The sequence below is a fragment of the Bacteroides sp. MSK.20.12 genome (assembly GCF_019052435.1).
GTDB classification, from domain to species: Bacteria; Bacteroidota; Bacteroidia; order Bacteroidales; family Bacteroidaceae; genus Bacteroides; species Bacteroides xylanisolvens.
In genome coordinates, this window is sequence record NZ_JAHQVH010000032.1 from 1 (window position 1) to 20,072 (window position 20,072).

Sequence of the window (20,072 nt, forward strand, 5' to 3'; positions counted from 1 at the left end):
GATTCTGTGTAAGGAGTGTACTTCTTTTTTAATTCTTTCATGGGAATTTCGCATTGAAGAAGTGTCAACTTATTTAGTACACTACAAATAAACTTTTGCACTCCTAGAGAATTAGCTTATGTAAAGTTTATACTGCGTTGCAGATAAAGTATCTGCAACCTATCTGCCGCAGGTATCTGCAACGTTCCAACTATTTATCAACTAGCACATTACACGCTTTTCGTTGCAGGTGGCAGATGTTTTTACGTTTTTCAACTTTATAGTAGGGGATTACGCATCACAATTATGCTCAAAACTGTAAGTAATGAATAAAATTCACCTCTGTGCCCTCTGTGTCCTCCTTTAGATTTGCACTGTGAAAAATAAAGGTTGAAATATTACCTTTGTGGTTAAAACAAGTTAACCAAGGAAAGTAGGTGACCCATTGTGTCCTCTAGGCAGAAGCCCTATCCACGGAATTAGTCCTTCTTTCCTTATCAGTTGAACAGATCCAATTAGAATTTTAGGTCGTTGGCCTATTAAAGGATATAGTTTGTTCAACCTATGGTTAACCCTTTAATAGTGCAAAAATATGGAAAAGAAATGGTTTATTGGCATTGACATCTCAAAAAAAACTTTGGATGTTGTTATTTACGTTCCTACAAAGAAACATGCGGACGAAACAAATTATGAACGCTTCTTAAACAAAGAAGAGGGCTACAAGTCTCTTCTTTGTTGGTTGAAAAAGAAAAACATGGCAAAGAAAAGGCTGGTCATTAGTATGGAAAATACGGGTATTTACAGTTTTGACTTATGCCTTTTTCTAGAAGCAGCATCCATCGATTACTGTTCTTTCAATCCTCTTCATTTAAAACGTTCCTTAGGTTTGGTACGTGGGAAAAATGACCGTGTAGATGCCGAAAGAATAGCCTATTTTGCTTATCTTCATCGGGATGAACTATCTTACTCTAAGCTGTCAGGGAGTTCAATTATCCGTTTGCGTGACTTTGCTGCAGAGAGAAAACGTTTTGTAAAGCAACAAGCTGAATACAAAGGTTTTCTCACTGATAGAAAAGATTGTGAAATGACTTCTACCATTGGGCGCGCTGCCCATATGGTAAAGATACTGGATGAAGAAATTGCAAGTGTTGAAGAAGAAATGCTGCAAATTATCAATTCAGACCCATCTATTCTCCGAAATTATGAGCTCTTAAACAGTATTAAAGGCATTGGGACGATCAATGCGATGAATACAATCATACATACTAATAATTTTCAGGCATTTGAAACGGCACGTCAATATGCATGTTATTTAGGTATTGCTCCTTTTGAGCATTCTTCGGGAACAAGTATTAAAGGTAAAACAAGGGTTTATCCCACGGGAGCAAAACTATTGAAAGCGGATCTTTCACAAGCTGCTAATTCAGCGATTGTATGGGATAAGGAAATGAAAGAGTATTATGAAAGGAAAAGGAAGGAAGGGAAAGCTTATGGAGTAGTGCTAAATGCAGTCAAGTTTAAACTAGTAGGAAGAATGTTTGCGGTGGTCAAAAGGGGAACACCCTTTGTGGAGTTAATGACTTACAAAAAGTAAACGGACTGAAATAGCCCGTTTAACTTCTTTAACTGTTTTTTATAGGCCTATTATTTGCATAGGTCTTAGAATTCTGTGGTGAAAACCCGTACAGAAATAAGCTAAAACTGAAGAAACAATGAAATTACAGAATAAATAATTTTCCCCTATATATATGCTGTCTGCTTTTGTCTGTATTTAGACTCCTATTAAGTCTGAATATCAATAAATTACGAAATCATCCTGTCCGTATCTGTCCGACTAAAAACACTTATCATATATGCATGTTCTGTAACTTTGCAAACAAAAAAATGACAGAACAATGAGTTACTTATTATTTAAAAGAGGAAACGATTTAGGAGGTTGGATTGTCTTTCTGATAGCAGCTTTTGTGTATGGAATGACTATTGAACCTACCGCAAGTTTTTGGGATTGTCCCGAATTTATTTCATGTGCCGAAAAGCTACAAGTAGGTCATCCACCGGGAGCACCTTTCTATATGCTTGTCGGGAATCTATTCACCCAGTTTGCATCCGATGCTTCGCAGGTATCGCGCATGGTCAACTTTTTAAATGCACTGTTAAGTGCAGGGTGTATTTTGTTTCTTTTTTGGAGTATTACCCGATTGGTGCGAAGCATACTTACGGATGATGCACGGAAGCTATCAACGACCGACGTAATTATCATTTTAGGAGCAGGGTTTGTAGGAGCTTTGGTTTACACCTTCAGCGATACATTCTGGTTCAGTGCGGTAGAGGGTGAAGTATATGCCTTCTCTTCCTTCCTCACGGCTTTGGTTTTTTGGATGATTCTTCGCTGGCAGGACGAAGCAGATTCAATATCCGGCGACCGCTGGATTATCCTGATAGCCTATATCATAGGACTTTCCATCGGAGTACACCTGCTCAATCTGCTTTGTATTCCTGCTATTGTATTGGTGTTCTATTACCGGAAATACCAAACTGTATCACTCAAGGGAGTGATCGGAACAGTTGCTCTGTCCGGTCTTCTTATTGTATTGATTCTCTTTGTTTATATACCCGGAATGGCTGATATGGGAGGATGGTTCGAGCTATTCTTCGTCAATGTATTGGGATTTCCTTTCCAAACAGGATTAATCATTTTTCTGACTTTAGTCCTGTCTTTGTTGATAGGAGCCATCTACCGATTCAGAAAACGCATAGTACATACCGGTTTATGGTGCCTGCTCATGCTCACCATAGGATATACCACTTATGCGGTCATATTGATTCGTGCCAATGCCAATACACCGCTTAATGAAAATGCACCGGGTCATATTTTCACGCTCAAAAGCTACCTGAATCGCGAACAGTATGAAAGTGCCCCTTTACTTTACGGAAGAACATACGCTTCCGAACCGGAGTATGTGCCCGAAGGAGACTATTACAAAGTGAAAACAGAAAAAGGTAGTGCCATATATCGACAAGATAAAGAAGAAGGCAAGTATAAAATCATCGGCTATAAAGAAAATGTGTGCTACACTCAAAATATGTTGTTTCCGCGAATGTGGAATGATCGTTTGGCTGCTTCTTATAAAGGATGGTCGGGAAGCACGAATGATGTACCCACACAAAAAGAGAACCTGACTTATTTCATTACATACCAGCTCAACTACATGTATGTACGTTATTTCCTATGGAATTTTGTCGGACGGCAGAATGATATTCAAGGAAGCGGTGAACCGGAACACGGCAACTGGATTACCGGAATTTCCTGGCTTGACAATCTGCGCTTGGGAGATCAGAAGCTTTTACCAGAATCTTTGCAGCAGAATAAAGGCCACAATGTTTTCTATGGCTTGCCGTTATTATTAGGACTACTTGGTATCTATTGGCAATGGGCACGTGGGAAGAAAGGCAAGCAACAATTCAGTGTCTTGTTTTTCCTTTTCTTTATGACCGGATTGGCGATTGTGCTCTATCTGAATCAGACTCCCGGACAACCTCGCGAACGGGATTATGCGTATGCAGGTTCGTTCTATGCCTTCGCTATCTGGATCGGGATGGGAGCTGCCGAATGCTGTGACATGCTTCGTCGGAAGCACTTTAAAGTCCTCCCGGTCAGCTTACTCATGCTGCTTTGCCTGCTCATCCCCGTACAAATGGCGAGCCAGACTTGGGACGATCACGACCGGAGCAATCGGTATACCTGCCGTGACTTTGGGGCTAATTATCTAATGACGCTTCCCGATACAGGAAATCCGATCATATTCTGTAATGGAGACAATGATACGTTCCCTTTATGGTATAATCAGGACACGGAAGAGGTGCGCAGAGATGCACGCATCTGCAACTTAAGTTATGCGCAAACCGACTGGTATATTTATCAGCAACAATGTCCTCTATACAATGCTCCCGGACTACCGATCAGCTGGAAACAAAATCAATATCAAGAGGGAAAGAACGAATATGTAGCCGTTCGTCCGGAGTTGAAAAAACAAATAGAAGAATTGTATCAAAAGCATCCCGAAGAAGCCCGTGACAGTTTTGGAGATGATCCGTATGAGATAAAGAATATCTTGAAACATTGGGTATTTGCAGAGAAGCAGGAATTTCATGTGATACCTACCGATACAATAAACATTCACATCGATAAGGATGCAGTGCTTCGTTCGGGAATGATGCTACCTAAAGCCATTCGTCATTTAAAAGGAGAAGAATTGAAAAATGCAATACCGGATAAACTATCTATTTCTCTGAAAGACATGCGTCTGCTGACTAAAGTAGATTTGCTCATACTTGAAATATTGGCTAACTGCAACTGGGAACGTCCGTTATATATGGCTATCTCGGTGGGAAATGCCACTAAATTGAAGTTTGATGATTACTTTGTCCAGGAAGGATTGGCATTCCGGTTTACCCCGTTTAATTATAAAAAATGGGGAGATGCGGAAGGGGACAATGGATATGCAATAGATACGGAGAAATTCTACGAGAATGTGATGAACAGATATAAATATGGAGGATTAGATACTCCCGGACTTTATCTGGACGAAACGACTATGCGTATCTGCTACTCCCACCGAAGACTCTTTGCTCAACTGGCGAAAGAACTGGTGAAGCAAGGAGACAATGCCCGTGCCCAAAAAGTATTAGCGTATGCCGAACAAGCTATTCCGGCGTATAATGTACCTCAAGTATACGAGAGTGGTTCGTATGATATAGCCACAGCTTATGCCTCCATAGGAGAAACCGGGAAAGCGATCACTTTATTGAATGATCTGATAGCAGAATCGAGAGATTATATTGACTGGGCTTTCTCGTTGGGAGATAGCCGGATAGCGATGGTTCAACGGGATTGCCTGTATAAGTTCTGGCAATGGAATCAGTGTAATGAATTACTGAAAGATATGGATAAAGAGAGGTATAAACAGAGTAATCAGCAGTTTGAAGAGAAATACATGCAACTCGCTCAACTAATGAATTATCAAAACTAAACTCAAGAAAGATGAAAACGAAAATAGTAAAAGAGAAAGAACAGGAAACTGTATTAAGCAAAAAGAATTACATCATTTTAATAATCGGTTCGATATTGATTATCGCAGGATATATATTGATGAGCGGCGAGGGGAGTACCCTTGCCGCCTATCATCCCGATATATTTAGCGAAACACGCATACGTATTGCCCCTTTAGTCTGTTTGTTAGGCTATCTGCTGAATGTATTTGGTATTCTTTACCGGCCATTAAAATAAAATAAATCCTCCTAATATCATTAATATTTCAAAAAAGAGCATTCATATAAGATAAATTATTGTTTCTTTTGTCCTAATGAAATGAAAGTTGGGAAATAGTATGAGTAATAACATTGATATAAAAACGCTGGAGGCCTTTCAGGATGGGAATCACAAGGCCTTTGAGACTATTTTTATAGCATACTACAACAAAACCAAAACATTCATTGACGGATATATAAAATCGGAGCCCGATGCAGAAGAGCTGACAGAGGATTTATTTGTCAATCTTTGGATCAATCGTCATTCCATTGATACATCCAAATCATTCAATTCTTATTTGCACACCATTGCCAGAAATGCAGCCATCAACTTCCTGAAACATAAATATGTGTGTGATGCCTATCTGAACAACAACCAAGATACAGAATATAGCTCTACTTCCGAAGAAGACCTTATTGCCAAGGAACTGGAAATGCTGATTGACAAACTTGTCGGAGGAATGCCCGAACAACGGAGAATGATTTATACATTGAGCCGTAACGAAGGATTATCCAATGCCGAAATTGCCGAACGCCTGAATACTACCAAAAGAAATGTTGAAAGCCAGTTAAGCCTTGCTTTGAAAGAAATACGGAAGGTTATTTCATGTTTTTTGGTATCATTGTTATAGGATCATTTTCGTCTTCATCCTGCTTTTTTCAAAAAAATATTCATTTTCTTATTGAGCTTTTTGCCACCAAACTGTATATATAGTAAAGTGCAGCAAAAATGAAGAAAAGTAATATCAGTAAAATCATCAAAATGTTCCTCTCCGCCCGCTTTCCATCCGAAACGGAAGAGAAAGTGCAGAAGTGGATCATCAAAGATAAAAATCAGCAGGCGAAAGCTAAAGCTTCACTGGATTTTTGGAATGAATTGGACGTAGAAGCCGATTCGAATACTTATGCTTCATTGGAACGGGTAAATTTAAGAACGGGATATAATAAGGAGCATCTCACCAACATCGCTTCTTATCAGAAATTTGCCCGTATTGCCGCCGTTATTATTCCTTTGTTTTTATTTGCAGGAGGAATGTTCTACTATCTTTCTCCCCAAAACGAAATGATAGAAGTATCCGTTGCCTACGGAGAACAGAAACACCTGATCTTACCAGACAGTTCGGAAGTATGGTTGAACGCGGGAAGTACCATTTTATATCCGGAAACTTTTGCCAAAGATAAACGCTTGGTCATGCTTGACGGCGAAGCTTATTTCTCTGTCAAAAAAGATACCGCAAGTCCTTTTATTGTAGAAGTATCCCAACTTTCGGTGAAAGTGCTCGGAACCAGATTCAACGTGAAAGCCTATCCTAATGATGAGAAAATAACTACTACATTGACTAGCGGTAAGGTGGAAGTGAGCGTTCAGTCCCAACCTCCCCATATACTAAAGCCCAATGAGCAGCTTACATACGACAAAAAATCATCAGACATCCATATATCAATGATAGATACCAATGATACCAACTGCTGGATAGTGGGAAAACTAGTCTTTACCAATGCCAGTGCCGGAGAAATATTCCGAACCTTGGAAAGGCACTACAACACCACGATTGATAATACAACAACTATCCCCACATCGAAACGATATACAGTCAAGTTTCTAAAAGATGAAAGCCTGGATGAAATACTGAATATATTGAAAGATATAATCGGCTTTGATTATCAGCAGTATGAAAAGAAAATAGTAGTAACCCAACCATAAAAAGAAACAGCCTATGAATAAAAAGAACCGGGAAGTAGCTTGAGACCCTCTTCCCAGTTCTGAAATGTCTACCCTCATTCAACAAGTGACGTAAAATGAAGTATCAACATACAAATATAGAATAATGAATCGAATAAATACGAAGAAAAGAGCAGGTATGCTCGCCATTTTTTTATTTTTTACTTTTCTCTCTCTCACAACTGTTGCACAGAATAAAGAAAAAAAGATTACCATACAAAATAAAAAGATCTCATTAAAAGAGGCTTTTGCACAAATAGAGACACAAACCGGATATAGCATCGCTTATGAGCAATCGAAGCTGGATATCGAAAAGAAGCACTCTTTATCTCTCAAAAATGTAACTGTCGACAAAGCCATGGCCCAACTATTGAAAGGAACGGGATATGCATATAAAATAAAAGGATATCATATTATTATCTCTTTGCAGGATAACAAGCAAAAGCCCGCCAACAATGATACACAAAAACTAACTCAAACCATAAGAGGAATTGTTGTTGATTCCAAAACCAATACGCCGATAGAATATGCCTCCGTCTGTATAACAGAAGATCCCTCTCGGGGAGGTTCGACTGACGAACGGGGAAATTTCCGGATTAATAATGTCCCGGTAGGGCGTTATAATATTCAGGCAACTTTTATGGGGTATCGCTCAAGTATCATCACCGAAGTATCTGTCACTTCTTCCAAAGAAGTATTTGTAGAGATTCCGATGGATGAAAATGTACAGGATTTGGCCGAAGTGCTTGTCAAACCGGAAATAAAAAAAGACCGGACTGTCAACCCGATGGCCATCACAGGAGGACGTATGATTAGTATCGAAGAAGCGTCACGATTTGCCAATGGCTTTGACGATCCTGCACGGTTGAGTTCTGCATTTGCAGGAGTAGCGGGAGATGTCGGCACCAATGCAGTTGCCATCCGGGGAAACGCTCCACAATTTACCCAATGGAGACTGGAGGGAATTGAAATACCTAATCCTACCCATTTTGCCGATTTATCAGGTTTGGGCGGAGGATTCCTGTCTGGCTTAAGTACGCAAGTCATCGGCAACTCCGACTTCTACAACGGAGCTTTCCCTGCGGAATACAGCAATGCCCTATCAGGAGTTTTCGATATGCATCTGCGAAATGGTAATAATCAGAAGTACGAACACGCTTTTCAGGTCGGACTCATGGGGATAGATTTGGCTTCGGAAGGTCCTATCAATAAAAAACGGGGAAGTTCCTACCTGATTAATTACCGTTTTTCCACTACCTCGCTGGCGTCGGGCAATGACATCAACCTGAAATATCAGGATTTAGCCTTTAAACTGAATTTCCCCACACGTAAAGCCGGAACCTTTTCGATCTGGGGATTAGGATTGATCGACAGGAACAAGGCAGAGGTTTTGGATCGTTCCGAATGGGAAACGATGGGAGACCGGTCGTCGGGATCTAACAAACTGGATAAACTGGCAGGCGGGCTAACTCATAAATATGTAATTAATGAAAATACCTATATCCGTTCGTCTCTATCTGCAACCTATTCGAAAGATCATTCACTAGTCAACTTACAGACTGACGATGGAACCATTGTCCAAGTGGGAGATATTCAAAACAGCAGATGGAATTTTGTGTTCAATTCTTATCTGAACAAGAAATTCAGTTCGAGGCACACCAATAGAACGGGGATTACCATTACGGAACTTAAATATGATCTTGATTATAAGGTCAGTCCTTATTTTGGATTAAACCAACCCATGGAGCAGCTTTCGAAAGGTAGTGGAGAAAGTACAGTTTTTTCGGCGTATAGCAGTTCCGTAATCAACTTGAGCAATAACCTGACAACCAGTTTGGGAGTTACCGGACAATACTTTACTTTAAACAAGAACTGGTCGATAGAACCGAGAGTCGCACTTAAATGGAAAATAAATCCTGCACATTCTTTAGCGGTAGCTTACGGTTTGCACAGCCATAGGGAAAGGCTCGATTATTATTTTGTCGAACAGGTAATCAATGGTAAAAAGGAATCAAACCGATACCTGGATTTTTCTAAGGCACATCATTTCGGATTTACTTATGACTGGAATATTAATCAAAGTCTCCATCTGAAAATAGAACCCTATTATCAATACCTGTTCCACATACCGGTGGAAAAGAATTCTTCCTTTTCGATTATTAATTACGAAGAATTCTATTTAGACCGGATCCTGACAAGCACCGGAACAGCGAAAAACTATGGAATAGATATAACATTGGAGCAGTATATGAAAAATGGCTTCTACTATATGATTACAGGTTCATTATTCAAGTCGAAGTATAGGGGAGGAGACCGTATCTGGCGAAATACAAGACTGGACAAAAGTTATTTAGTGAACTTGCTCGCCGGAAAAGAATGGATGGTCGGCAGGCTCAAACAAAATGTATTAAGTATAAACGGACGCCTGTTTTTTCAGGGAGGGGGACGCTACACTCCTGTGGATGAAGAAAAAAGCCAGGAAGAACGCGACATCGTTTTTGACGAAAGCAAGGCATATACCAAACGTTTCAATCCTTCCATTAATGGTGATGTCTCTATCAGCTTCCGGATCAATAAGAAAAGAGTGTCTCACAAGTTCTCTCTAAAGATACTGAATGTAGGTATGCGCACCGGAATGCATTTCTATGAATACAATGAAAGAACAAGCGTAGTAGAAGAAAAAGACGGGTCAGGATTGATTCCGAACATCAGCTACAAAATTTATTTCTAAAGCACTGAATAAGAAAAGGTTTGTTCACACAATAGACTGACACCCAACAGACAACTGCTTTCAGTAATTATGGTATAACAATCTGTAATCTATATACTAACGGGCTCTCTGAATACCTGTATATTTGCTGCGTGAAATAATTTAGTCATTAATTATATGCGTATCATATTCAAGAAATTCAGAACACGTATGATTGTAGGATGTATATTAGCTGTAATAGCGTTGCTGGCTGTGTCAGTCGTTGTTTTTATCAATCAACCCAGCTTCGGCAGAACTCCTCGCGGGGAACGGCTGGAGAGAGTCATGAAATCTCCTAATTATAGAGACGGAGGGTATGATACACATTATGCGGAAATAGGCAACCGCTTCCCCAATATCGACCTTGCAATCCTCGAAAACGGGCAATACGACAAAGAGTGGAGCTTAATTCACCTCATGCCCCAATATATGGCGCAGACAGCCAGAGACTTAAAAGCGAAGAAAGTCCTGACCGTACATCATTCTAAATATGCGTTAGCCAAACATCGTTGGGACGAGCCTTTGAAGAATGCAGAAGAGATGAAGAATAAAGATTACCTCAATGTATTGATTCCGGAGATCGGAGAGGTCGTGACATTAGAAAAATAGCTCTTCACCTAATACGGTTAAACGTTTCTTTTCTATTTATCAGTAAAATTGGTAAAACATTCTGTAATCTGTATAGTTGAAAAACAAATTTCACTGATTAAATTTGCAACGTTGAAATACAGATGGTTCAATCCTGACTGTTTTGGACATTTAGAGATAACTACTATAAATTGAAAATTAAAAAAGTTTATGCTACGTACTATCAGACTTTCAGCCGCCATTGTGTGCTTTACGCTTATTACCCTGCTTTTTCTCGACTTTACGGGTACATTGCACACATGGTTCGGATGGTTGGCGAAAATTCAATTTCTGCCGGCTTTATTAGCCTTGAATATAGGTGTCGTATTGTTTTTAATTGTGCTTACATTCCTGTTCGGGCGTATCTATTGCTCCGTTATCTGTCCGTTGGGAGTGTTTCAGGACATCGTTTCGTGGATATCCGGTAAACAAAAGAAAAACCGGTTCCGCTATTCATCGGCAATGAAATGGTTGCGGTATGGCGTTTTAGGAATGTTCATTATCATGATGGTTGCAGGGCTGAATTCTTTGGCTATCTTACTGGCTCCGTATAGTGCTTATGGACGGATAGCTTCCAGCCTTTTCGCGCCGGTATGGCAATGGGGAAACAACCTGTTGGCGTACTTTGCCGAACGAATGGATAGTTATGCTTTTTATGAGGTAGATGTATGGATGAAGAGCCTTTCAACACTGATTATTGCCGTTGTCACTCTCATTGTCCTTTTCATTCTGGCGTGGCGTAATGGACGAACGTATTGCAATACCATCTGTCCGGTGGGTACTGTATTGGGATTTATATCCAAATATGCGATATTCAAACCGGTGATTGATACTTCCAAATGTAATAGTTGCGGTTTATGTGCCCGTAATTGCAAAGCATCGTGTATCAATTCAAAAGCTCATGAAATTGATTATAGTCGTTGTGTGGCTTGTATGGATTGCATTGGAAAGTGTAAGCATGGAGCCATTAAATACACTCGACGGAAACCTAAAAACGAAACTGCTACAAGTGAAGATATGAAAGCAAAGGCTGTCACTACCGAACAGATTGATAATGCCCGCCGTAGCTTCCTTTCGGCATCAGCAATCTTTGCGACAACTTCTGTCCTGAAAGCACAGGAAAAGAAAGTGGACGGCGGGTTAGCCACTATTGAGGATAAGAAGATCCCGAACAGAGAAAATCCGATTTATCCTCCCGGCGCATTAAGCGCACGTAATTTCACTCAACATTGTACGGCCTGCCAATTATGTGTATCTGTTTGCCCCAACCAAGTGTTGCGTCCTTCAGACAATCTGATGACATTGATGCAACCGGAAATGTCGTATGAACGCGGATATTGTCGCCCTGAATGTACCAAATGTTCGGAGGTTTGTCCGGCAGGTGCTATTCATCTGACCAGTCTTGCCGAGAAATCGGCTATTCAGATCGGACATGCCGTATGGATTAAAGAGAACTGTGTGCCTTTGACGGATGGAATGGAGTGTGGCAACTGTGCCCGCCATTGCCCGACAGGTGCCATACAAATGGTGGCTTCCGATCCTGACAAAGCGGATTCTCTAAAAATTCCGGTAGTGAATGTAGAAAAATGCATTGGTTGCGGAGCGTGTGAAAACCTTTGTCCGTCCCGTCCTTTCAGCGCCATTTATGTGAGCGGACACCAGATGCACAGAATTATTTGATCTAAATCAGTATAAGATTATGGAAGAAAAAAATAAGAAAGATATAAATAGAAGAGATTTCATTAAGATTGTAGGTATCAGCGCAGCCACATCGACCGGGTTGCTATACGGATGCTCTTCAAAGGGGACTACTTCTTCAAGTAGCGCAACAGGAGAAGGAGAGGTGCCCACCGATAAAATGACTTACCGCACATCTCCAACCACCGGTGACCGTGTTTCACTTTTGGGATATGGTTGTATGCGTTGGCCGCTCAAATCTGCTCCCGATGGTAATGGTGAAGTTATCGACCAGGATGCCGTCAATGGATTGATAGATTATGCAATCGCTCACGGAGTAAACTATTTCGATACATCTCCGGCGTATGTACAAGGATTTTCCGAAAAGGCAACAGGTATTGCATTGAGTCGTCATCCCCGTGATAAATATTACATCGCTACCAAATTGTCTAATTTCTCTCCTGATACGTGGTCTCGCGAAGCCTCGCTCAAGATGTACCACAAATCGTTTGCGGAGCTACAAGTCGACTACATTGATTATATGTTGCTCCACGGCATCGGCATGGGAGGAATGGAAGCCCTTAAAGGACGATACCTGGATAACGGAATACTTGATTTTCTGGTTAAAGAGCGTGAAGCCGGACGTATCCGGAATCTCGGATTTTCTTACCATGGCGATATTGAAGTATATGATTATCTGCTCTCACGACACGATGAATTTAAATGGGATTTTGTACAGATACAACTCAATTATGTAGACTGGAAACATGCCAAAGAGACCAATACTCGAAATACGGATGCGGAATACCTCTATGGCGAACTGGCCAAACGGGGGATTCCTGCCATCATTATGGAACCACTTTTGGGAGGACGTCTATCCAAGTTGAACGATAATCTGGTGGCACGGCTCAAACAACGTCGTCCGGAAAGCAGTGTCGCTTCCTGGGCTTTCCGTTTTGCCGGTTCATTCCCGGATATTCTGACTGTATTAAGTGGTATGACTTACATGGAGCATCTGCAGGATAATCTCCGCACTTATTCTCCTTTGGAACCATTGACAGATGAAGAAAAAGAATTCCTCGAAGAAACGGCACAATTAATGCTGAAATATCCTACTATCCCTTGTAACGACTGCAAATATTGTATGCCATGTCCGTATGGGCTGGATATACCTGCTGTATTGTTGCATTACAACCGTTGTGTCAATGAAGGTAATGTCGCCAGAAGCGGACAAGATGAAAATTATGCGAAAGCCCGACGCGCTTTTCTTGTCGGATATGACCGTAGCGTACCCAAACTTCGTCAGGCAAGCCATTGCATCGGTTGTAATCAGTGTGTGGCTCATTGCCCGCAAAACATTGATATTCCGAAAGAACTGCACCGGATAGACCAGTTTGTAGAACAATTGAAACAAGGTACTTTATAAAAGAAACGATGGAAGAATTAATCAATCTATTACATACAGGAGGATATTCCTGTACCATTGCCAACGGAGGAAAAATCCGCACTTTCACTCAACGTGGCGTAGCCGATCTCTATGATTTGCTAACACAGGAACCGGAGTTTCTTAAAGGAGCTTTGGTTGCCGACAAAGTGGTTGGCAAGGGAGCTGCCGCCCTGATGATTCTGGGTGGTATAGAAGAATTATATACGGATATTATCAGTACCAAGGCTTTGGAGCTATTCCGGAAATCAGATGTGAAAGTCGATTTTGCGCAGGAAGTTGCTTTTATCTGGAACCGCGACCGTACAGGAGGATGTCCAGTAGAAACCATGTGTAGCGAAGTGGAATCAGCAGAAGAAATATTACCGCTGATCCGCGATTTCCTGGAAAAAATTAGAAGTAGAAAGTAAGAAAGAGATAACTGAAACACGAAATAAAGTATGAGAAGAAATACAGCTTGTTTATTCCTGTTCGGTATTTTGCTTTCCCTCTCGGGAATGGCACAAACTAAAAGAGACAGTACACAGGCCGGAAGAAATTATATGATCGATGAAGTTGTAGTCACCGGGACACGTAATGAGACAGATGTACGTCATCTTCCGATGACTATTTCCGTAGTCAGTAGGCAACAGATTGAGAAAAGATATGAACCTTCTCTGTTACCGTTATTGACGGAGCAGGTGCCGGGATTATTCACTACCAGTCGTGGCGTCATGGGATATGGTGTATCCGGCGGAGCTGCGGGAGGTATGAGCCTGCGCGGTATCGGTGGTAGTCCGACAGCGGGATTATTGGTATTGATTGACGGGCATCCGCAGTACATGGGGTTGATGGGACATCCGATAGCGGATGCTTATCAATCGATGATGGCAGAAAAAGTAGAAGTGTTACGAGGCCCCGCATCCGTGCTTTATGGTTCGAATGCAATGGGTGGAGTGATTAATATTGTCACCCGCAAGCAACAGGAAGATGGAGTAAATACGAATATGCAAGTGGGCTATGGTTCATACAACACATTACAGACTGAATTTTCAAACCGTGTCAAAAAGGGACGTTTCAGTAGTGTCGTAACCGGCTCTTATAATCGTACGGACGGACATCGCCCTGATATGAAATTCGAGCAATACGGTGGATATGCAAAGTTAGGCTATGACATCAACTCTTTCTGGAAGGTGTGGGGAGATGTAAACGTAACTCATTTTAATGCTTCCAATCCGGGAACTATTCAAGTACCATTGATCGACAACGATTCCCGTATCACTCGCGGAATGACATCATTTGCTTTAGAGAATCATTACGAGAAGACTTCGGGTGCTTTGAGCTTTTTCTATAACTGGGGACGGCATAAAATCAATGATGGTTATCAGATAGGAAAAGAACCGCAAAAGTCACATTTCAACTCCAAAGATAAGATGCTGGGTGTGTCATGGTATCAAAGTGCCACTCTCTTTACCGGCAACCGTTTGACCGTAGGACTGGATTATCAGCACTTCGGAGGTGAATCGTGGAACAAGGTTGTAGCTACAGGTGAACATACTCCGGGAGTAGACAAGCAAATGGATGAGTTTGCCGGATACGTTGATTTCCGTCAGGATATCAATAGCTGGTTCTCATTGGATGCAGGTATTCGTGTAGACCATCATTCGCATGTAGGTACTGAATGGATTCCACAAGGTGGGTTGGCCTTTCATTTGCCGAAGCATGGAGAACTTAAAGCAATGGTTAGCAAAGGCTACCGCAATCCGACGATTCGTGAAATGTATATGTTTCCTCCTGCCAACCCGGAACTAAAACCGGAGAAACTGATAAGTTACGAACTTTCATACTCACAACGTCTGTTGGAGGGCGCGTTATCCTACGGAGCCAACCTTTATTATATCAATGGGGATAATGTGATTATGTCGAACGGTTTGGTTCCTCCATTGAATATCAATTCCGGCGAAATAGACAACTGGGGGTTGGAAACCAACATTGGTTATCGCATGAATTCACATTGGAATGTCAATGCCAATTATAGCTGGCTTCACATGGAAAATCCTGTTCTTGCCGCTCCCGAGCATAAATTGTATGCAGGAGTAGATTATACTTCCGGACGTTGGAGTGTATCAACAGGTATACAATATGTAAAGGGGCTTTATACCTCTGTAATACTAAACAACGAACAACAAGATAGTTTTGTCTTATGGAACCTTCGGGGAAATTATCGTCTCTGTCGTTTCGCTAATCTCTTTGTGAAAGGAGAAAACCTGTTGGCTCAACGTTATGAAATAAATGCAGGTTATCCCATGCCGAAAGCTACGTTTATGGGTGGTATTAATTTGAACTTTTAAATATCCCACTTTTCCAAAATCAGAACAATAAGTCTTGAAAAAGAAAGTTCTCCTCTGCTAAAGATATTCATAGCAGGGGAGAACATATTATAATAATAGGACTTATTCATCTATTTTTCTATTTATCAATCTTCGTCGTCATCTTCCATATCAGCAGCAGTGGGATTACCTCCTCCTTTAGCATACCTGCTCGGACTCATCTTATAGTATTTTTTGAATACTTCCCGGAAATATTTAGTTTCAGAGAATCCAACCATGTCTGAAATCTCATTAATGGCATATTCACCCTCTTTCAATAACTCGGTAGCACGTTTCAAACGCATCACCCGAATAAACTCTGTCGGAGACTGTCCCGTCAATGCTTTCAATTTACAATAGAAACTGGTACGGCTCATGCCACTTGATTCACAGAGCACATTAACAGAAAATTCAGGGTTGTTTATATTCTCATCCACGATTTTCTTTACATTTGATATAAACTTCCAATCGAGGCTGTTAGTACCGTTTGCAGATGGAACCATTGATTTCGCTTCTATATCCAGATTGGCATATCTCATGCGCAACAGTTCCCGGTTTGCCAACAGATTAGCGATATTCGCCCGTAATATTTTCACACTGAAAGGTTTGATGAGATATTCGTCCGCACCAATCGACAGTCCATCCAGAATATTGTTTTCTTCTCCCAAAGCAGTGAGCAACAACACAGGAATATGTGAAATCTCAATATCACTTTTGATAGCAACACACAATTCATCTCCCCGCATCTCCGGCATCATGATATCAGAAAGAACCAGTTCCGGCCAATATTCTTTGATAATAATCAACGCTTCCTTTCCGTTAGCGCAAGCTTGTACATTATATATAGAAGATAATGAACTGACCAGATAGGAGCGTAGCTCATCATTATCTTCCACAACAAGAATCCGTCGTAAATTTGGATTATCTATCGTAGCGGTTGTCTTTGCTGGTACATTCGGAGCGGGCAGTACAGGAGCCAACGCCTCAAATTTAGAAGGTGCTTCGTCACTGATATTTTGAGAAGTCTTATTCTTTTTCGGAAAAACAATTTTGATTGTCGTACCTTGATGTTCAACACTATCTACACTAATTTTACCTCCATGAAGGCTGACCAGTTTTCCTACCAGCATTAATCCGATACCACTACCCGTCACTTTAGAGTTAATAGCATTGCTGGCACGGAAATGAAGCTTGAACAACTTACTTTGTTCACTGGCAGGAATACCTATACCTGTATCCTTGATTATCACTTTCCATGAATCATTCGTATCGGATACGGAAATGCTGACCTTGCCATTTTCCGGAGTATATTTTAGCGAGTTTGATATTATATTCTTCAAAATAGAATCCATCTTCTCCTTATCAAACGATACATTCATATAGCTGAAAGTACTCTCGTATGTATATTCAATGCGCCTGATGGCTGCATAAGAAGAAAATGTATCATATATCTCATTCATATAGGTATTCAACTCATACTCGGAAACACTCATTTTAGAGGAATATACATCCGTTCGTTCAAAATTAATCAGATTGCTGACCAGTCGTAAAAGTACTTCTACATTCCTCAATGCAATGTTCGTACGAGTGATTCCATTGTCGGTAAGCGTCTCTTCTTCCAACAATTCCTCCAAAGGTGCTTTTATCAAAGTTAATGGAGTACGTATATCATGCGCCGTATTAATGAAGAACTGCGTTTTTTCATCAGATATATTCTTTTGCTTTCTTAGATTTATCACCCGCAGAACGAAATAAGATCCTCCGATTACCAACAGGATATAACACAGGATAGCCCACCAACTCGACCAAAAAGGCTGTGTGATGATAACTTTCATAGTACGTTCCTGAAAAACAATGTCATGTTCTTCTCTGGATACTGCACGCACATGAAGGGTATATTTACCCGGAGGCAAATTGGTGAAACGAATCAAATTATTTGCTCCCGGTTGAGTCCATTTTTCATAAAACCCTTCTAATTTCCATGAGTATAGTGCACTTCCGGGAGAATCATAATTGATTGTAGAAACTTCAAATGAAAACGTATTCTCATCATATGCCAGCTCTAATACATCTGTCTCATCAATACTCTTCTGTAAAGGGGAACCCTTGACACCCGGATAAACAGGTTGATAAGAAAGATGGAAGTCGCTGAATATCAATCTGGAGAACTTATAATCCGGAAATTTCACATTCACCGGAAGTTCAATTGCTCCATCCGTACTACCGAATACAAAGTTTTTATTTTTACGCACCGTTCCTGCTGCTGCATTAAAATATGAAGGTAGCAATCCTTCTCCTTTGGTCCAATTACGAAATATCTTTTCTTTAGTATGAAAACAGGTTATTCCATTCTCCGTACTCATCATTATACGTCCATCTACTTCCGGCAATATTGTAAATATTCTGTTTGAAACTAATGCAGAGTTATCAGAAAAGTAATGCTCGAAAGTTTTATCTTGAGGATGATAGATAAATACTCCCATACCATTTGTCCCGATATATAACAACCCATTATCTGCCTGATAAAGCGTATTGATATAAGTAATCCCTACCTCCATTTCAATATACTGATATTCACCAGTATTTCGATTTAATAAATACAATCCGATAGCAGTCCCAATCCACATATTATCTTTGTCTTTTTCAACAATGGACGTAATGGAATTCAATCCTGAATATAGACGTGTAGTGTTAGTCTCCAGATCAAAACATTTTAGATTATAATATCCTCCCGACCAGATATACCCTCTTGAATCTTTAACTATATCACGAATATATTTATCCGGACGCATATTGACGTGAGAAAGCAGGTAAGGAGAGAAGTATTCAACTGATAGAGTATTTTTATTTATTTTATAAATACCGGAAGTATATCCTCCTGCCCATATAATGCCGGGAGACACTTCACATAGAGTAATAAAAATATGATTCTTGTCTTTTAGTTGCTGATTAAAAGAACTTAGGAATGAATGCCACTGACCTGTTTTTGAATTATAAAGACTAATACCATTACTAGTTCCAAACCACAAGTCACCTTCATGGTCTTCAATGACTGCTTGTACCTGATCATTGATTAATGATTGGACATTGCCCATAGCGTGTTTCATCCAATGATAATTCTCATAGCGATTATCAATCACCGTAATCCCTGTGGGATAGTTAGCAAGCCATATCCGTTTTTCTTCATCCACAAATACATCATTGATATTATTCCCATTCATTTCATTATAACTTTGATAATTAGCAATAATGTAATGTTCCAGTTCACAAGTATTTGCATTAACCTTATATACTCCCATTCCTTCTGTTGCAATCAGTAACTCCGTTTCATTCAACGGGCTGATGCGAGCTATATTTACGTCACTAAGATCAGCTTCCGGTCGCATAATCTCCTGTGTATTCATGTCATACACAAAAACTCCTCTTTCAAATGAACCGATAAATAGTCTTTTTAATTGCTTATGAAAATATAATTCACTTACTTGCGCATGAAAATAATCCAGTGTTTTAACAGGAATAGTCTCCAAAATGCCATTCTCCAGTTTAACATATCGAACGCCTAGCTCTGTTGCTATAAAGAAATGTTGTTCGTCTATTTGTTCTATCGCTGTGATATTACTATGTAGTATATTGGAAAATTGAAGAATGTGAGCATCATTTATATTATATAGTAATATAGAATCCTTACAACATAGCCAAATGTTATTATTCCGATCCAAATAGCCACAACTAATTGTTTCAGAAATATCCGGTAGTTTATATACCATTCTGAAATCATCTTCGTTTGCTTCATATCGAAAAACCCGTCCCTGCTTACCGATCACCCATATACCAATTTGTGGACCTGTATACAACCATCCCAAACGTACAGGAGCATCTAAAGTACTAGCTTCTTTATTTAATTTATAGTGTTTTATATCTTTACCGTTATAACGATCCATTCCTTCATTGGTGAGAAACCACATGTACCCTTGTGTATCTTTCTGAATATTGAATATCCGGCGATTGCTCAAACCATTTTCTATTCCTATATATTTGTATGTTTGTGCTGTAACCCAAATAGGAAAAAAGAGGAGAATATATATAATGTATTTCATATAAACAGTTGTTTTTAAACTACTTCTAGCAATCATATAAATATAACAATTAACGAAACTAGACAAAAGCAATGAAAAATGCAAAGAAAAAGGAGAGATTCTACAAGAAAATATTCATTTA

Annotated in this window: 12 protein-coding genes; 11 read left to right on the forward strand and 1 reads right to left on the reverse strand. The window is 40.1% G+C overall.

Going from position 1 to position 20,072, the window contains the following annotated elements:
- Window positions 1-571 precede the first annotated feature (571 nt).
- The 11 genes from KTR06_RS16240 (at window position 572) to KTR06_RS16290 (ending at window position 15,836) form a co-directional block, all read left to right on the forward strand.
- Window positions 572-1,573 carry an IS110 family transposase gene (locus KTR06_RS16240; RefSeq protein WP_151923126.1) on the forward strand — a complete coding sequence of 334 codons (1,002 nt, stop codon included), beginning with the start codon at window positions 572-574 and terminating at the stop codon, window positions 1,571-1,573.
- 301 nt (window positions 1,574-1,874) lie between these two features.
- Window positions 1,875-5,009: a DUF2723 domain-containing protein gene (locus KTR06_RS16245; protein ID WP_217290576.1), complete on the forward strand. Its 3,135-nt coding sequence runs from the start codon at window positions 1,875-1,877 to the stop codon at window positions 5,007-5,009.
- A gap of 11 nt (window positions 5,010-5,020) precedes the next feature.
- Window positions 5,021-5,266 (forward strand): DUF3098 domain-containing protein, encoded by a 246-nt coding sequence (locus KTR06_RS16250; RefSeq protein ID WP_015531097.1) that lies wholly within the window; start codon window positions 5,021-5,023, stop codon window positions 5,264-5,266.
- 100 nt (window positions 5,267-5,366) lie between these two features.
- Window positions 5,367-5,918 (forward strand): RNA polymerase sigma-70 factor, encoded by a 552-nt coding sequence (locus KTR06_RS16255; protein ID WP_008647509.1) that lies wholly within the window; start codon window positions 5,367-5,369, stop codon window positions 5,916-5,918.
- Window positions 5,919-6,016: 98 nt separating this feature from the next.
- Complete coding sequence (locus KTR06_RS16260) at window positions 6,017-6,991, forward strand: FecR family protein (RefSeq protein ID WP_217290577.1); 975 nt, start codon at window positions 6,017-6,019, stop codon at window positions 6,989-6,991.
- A gap of 124 nt (window positions 6,992-7,115) precedes the next feature.
- Entirely contained in the window at window positions 7,116-9,740 is a 2,625-nt protein-coding gene (locus tag KTR06_RS16265; protein WP_217290578.1) for a carboxypeptidase regulatory-like domain-containing protein, read from the forward strand.
- 156 nt (window positions 9,741-9,896) lie between these two features.
- Window positions 9,897-10,367, forward strand: coding sequence for an MBL fold metallo-hydrolase (locus KTR06_RS16270; RefSeq protein ID WP_151923131.1), 471 nt, complete (start codon window positions 9,897-9,899; stop codon window positions 10,365-10,367).
- A 189-nt stretch (window positions 10,368-10,556) separates the two neighbouring features.
- A complete protein-coding gene (locus tag KTR06_RS16275) occupies window positions 10,557-12,065 on the forward strand; it encodes a 4Fe-4S binding protein (RefSeq protein ID WP_151929191.1) in 1,509 nt (502 codons plus the stop codon).
- Between the two features lie 19 nt (window positions 12,066-12,084).
- A complete protein-coding gene (locus tag KTR06_RS16280) occupies window positions 12,085-13,488 on the forward strand; it encodes an aldo/keto reductase (protein WP_004314340.1) in 1,404 nt (467 codons plus the stop codon).
- 8 nt (window positions 13,489-13,496) lie between these two features.
- Complete coding sequence (locus KTR06_RS16285) at window positions 13,497-13,916, forward strand: DUF1893 domain-containing protein (protein WP_120068456.1); 420 nt, start codon at window positions 13,497-13,499, stop codon at window positions 13,914-13,916.
- 30 nt (window positions 13,917-13,946) lie between these two features.
- Window positions 13,947-15,836: a TonB-dependent receptor gene (locus tag KTR06_RS16290; RefSeq protein WP_165861913.1), complete on the forward strand. Its 1,890-nt coding sequence runs from the start codon at window positions 13,947-13,949 to the stop codon at window positions 15,834-15,836.
- Between the two features lie 125 nt (window positions 15,837-15,961).
- On the opposite strand, the gene KTR06_RS16295 is transcribed toward KTR06_RS16290, so the two are convergent.
- On the reverse strand, window positions 15,962-19,951 hold the full coding sequence (locus tag KTR06_RS16295; RefSeq protein WP_120068452.1) for a two-component regulator propeller domain-containing protein: 3,990 nt from the start codon (window positions 19,949-19,951) through the stop codon (window positions 15,962-15,964).
- Between the last annotated feature and the right edge of the window lie 121 nt (window positions 19,952-20,072).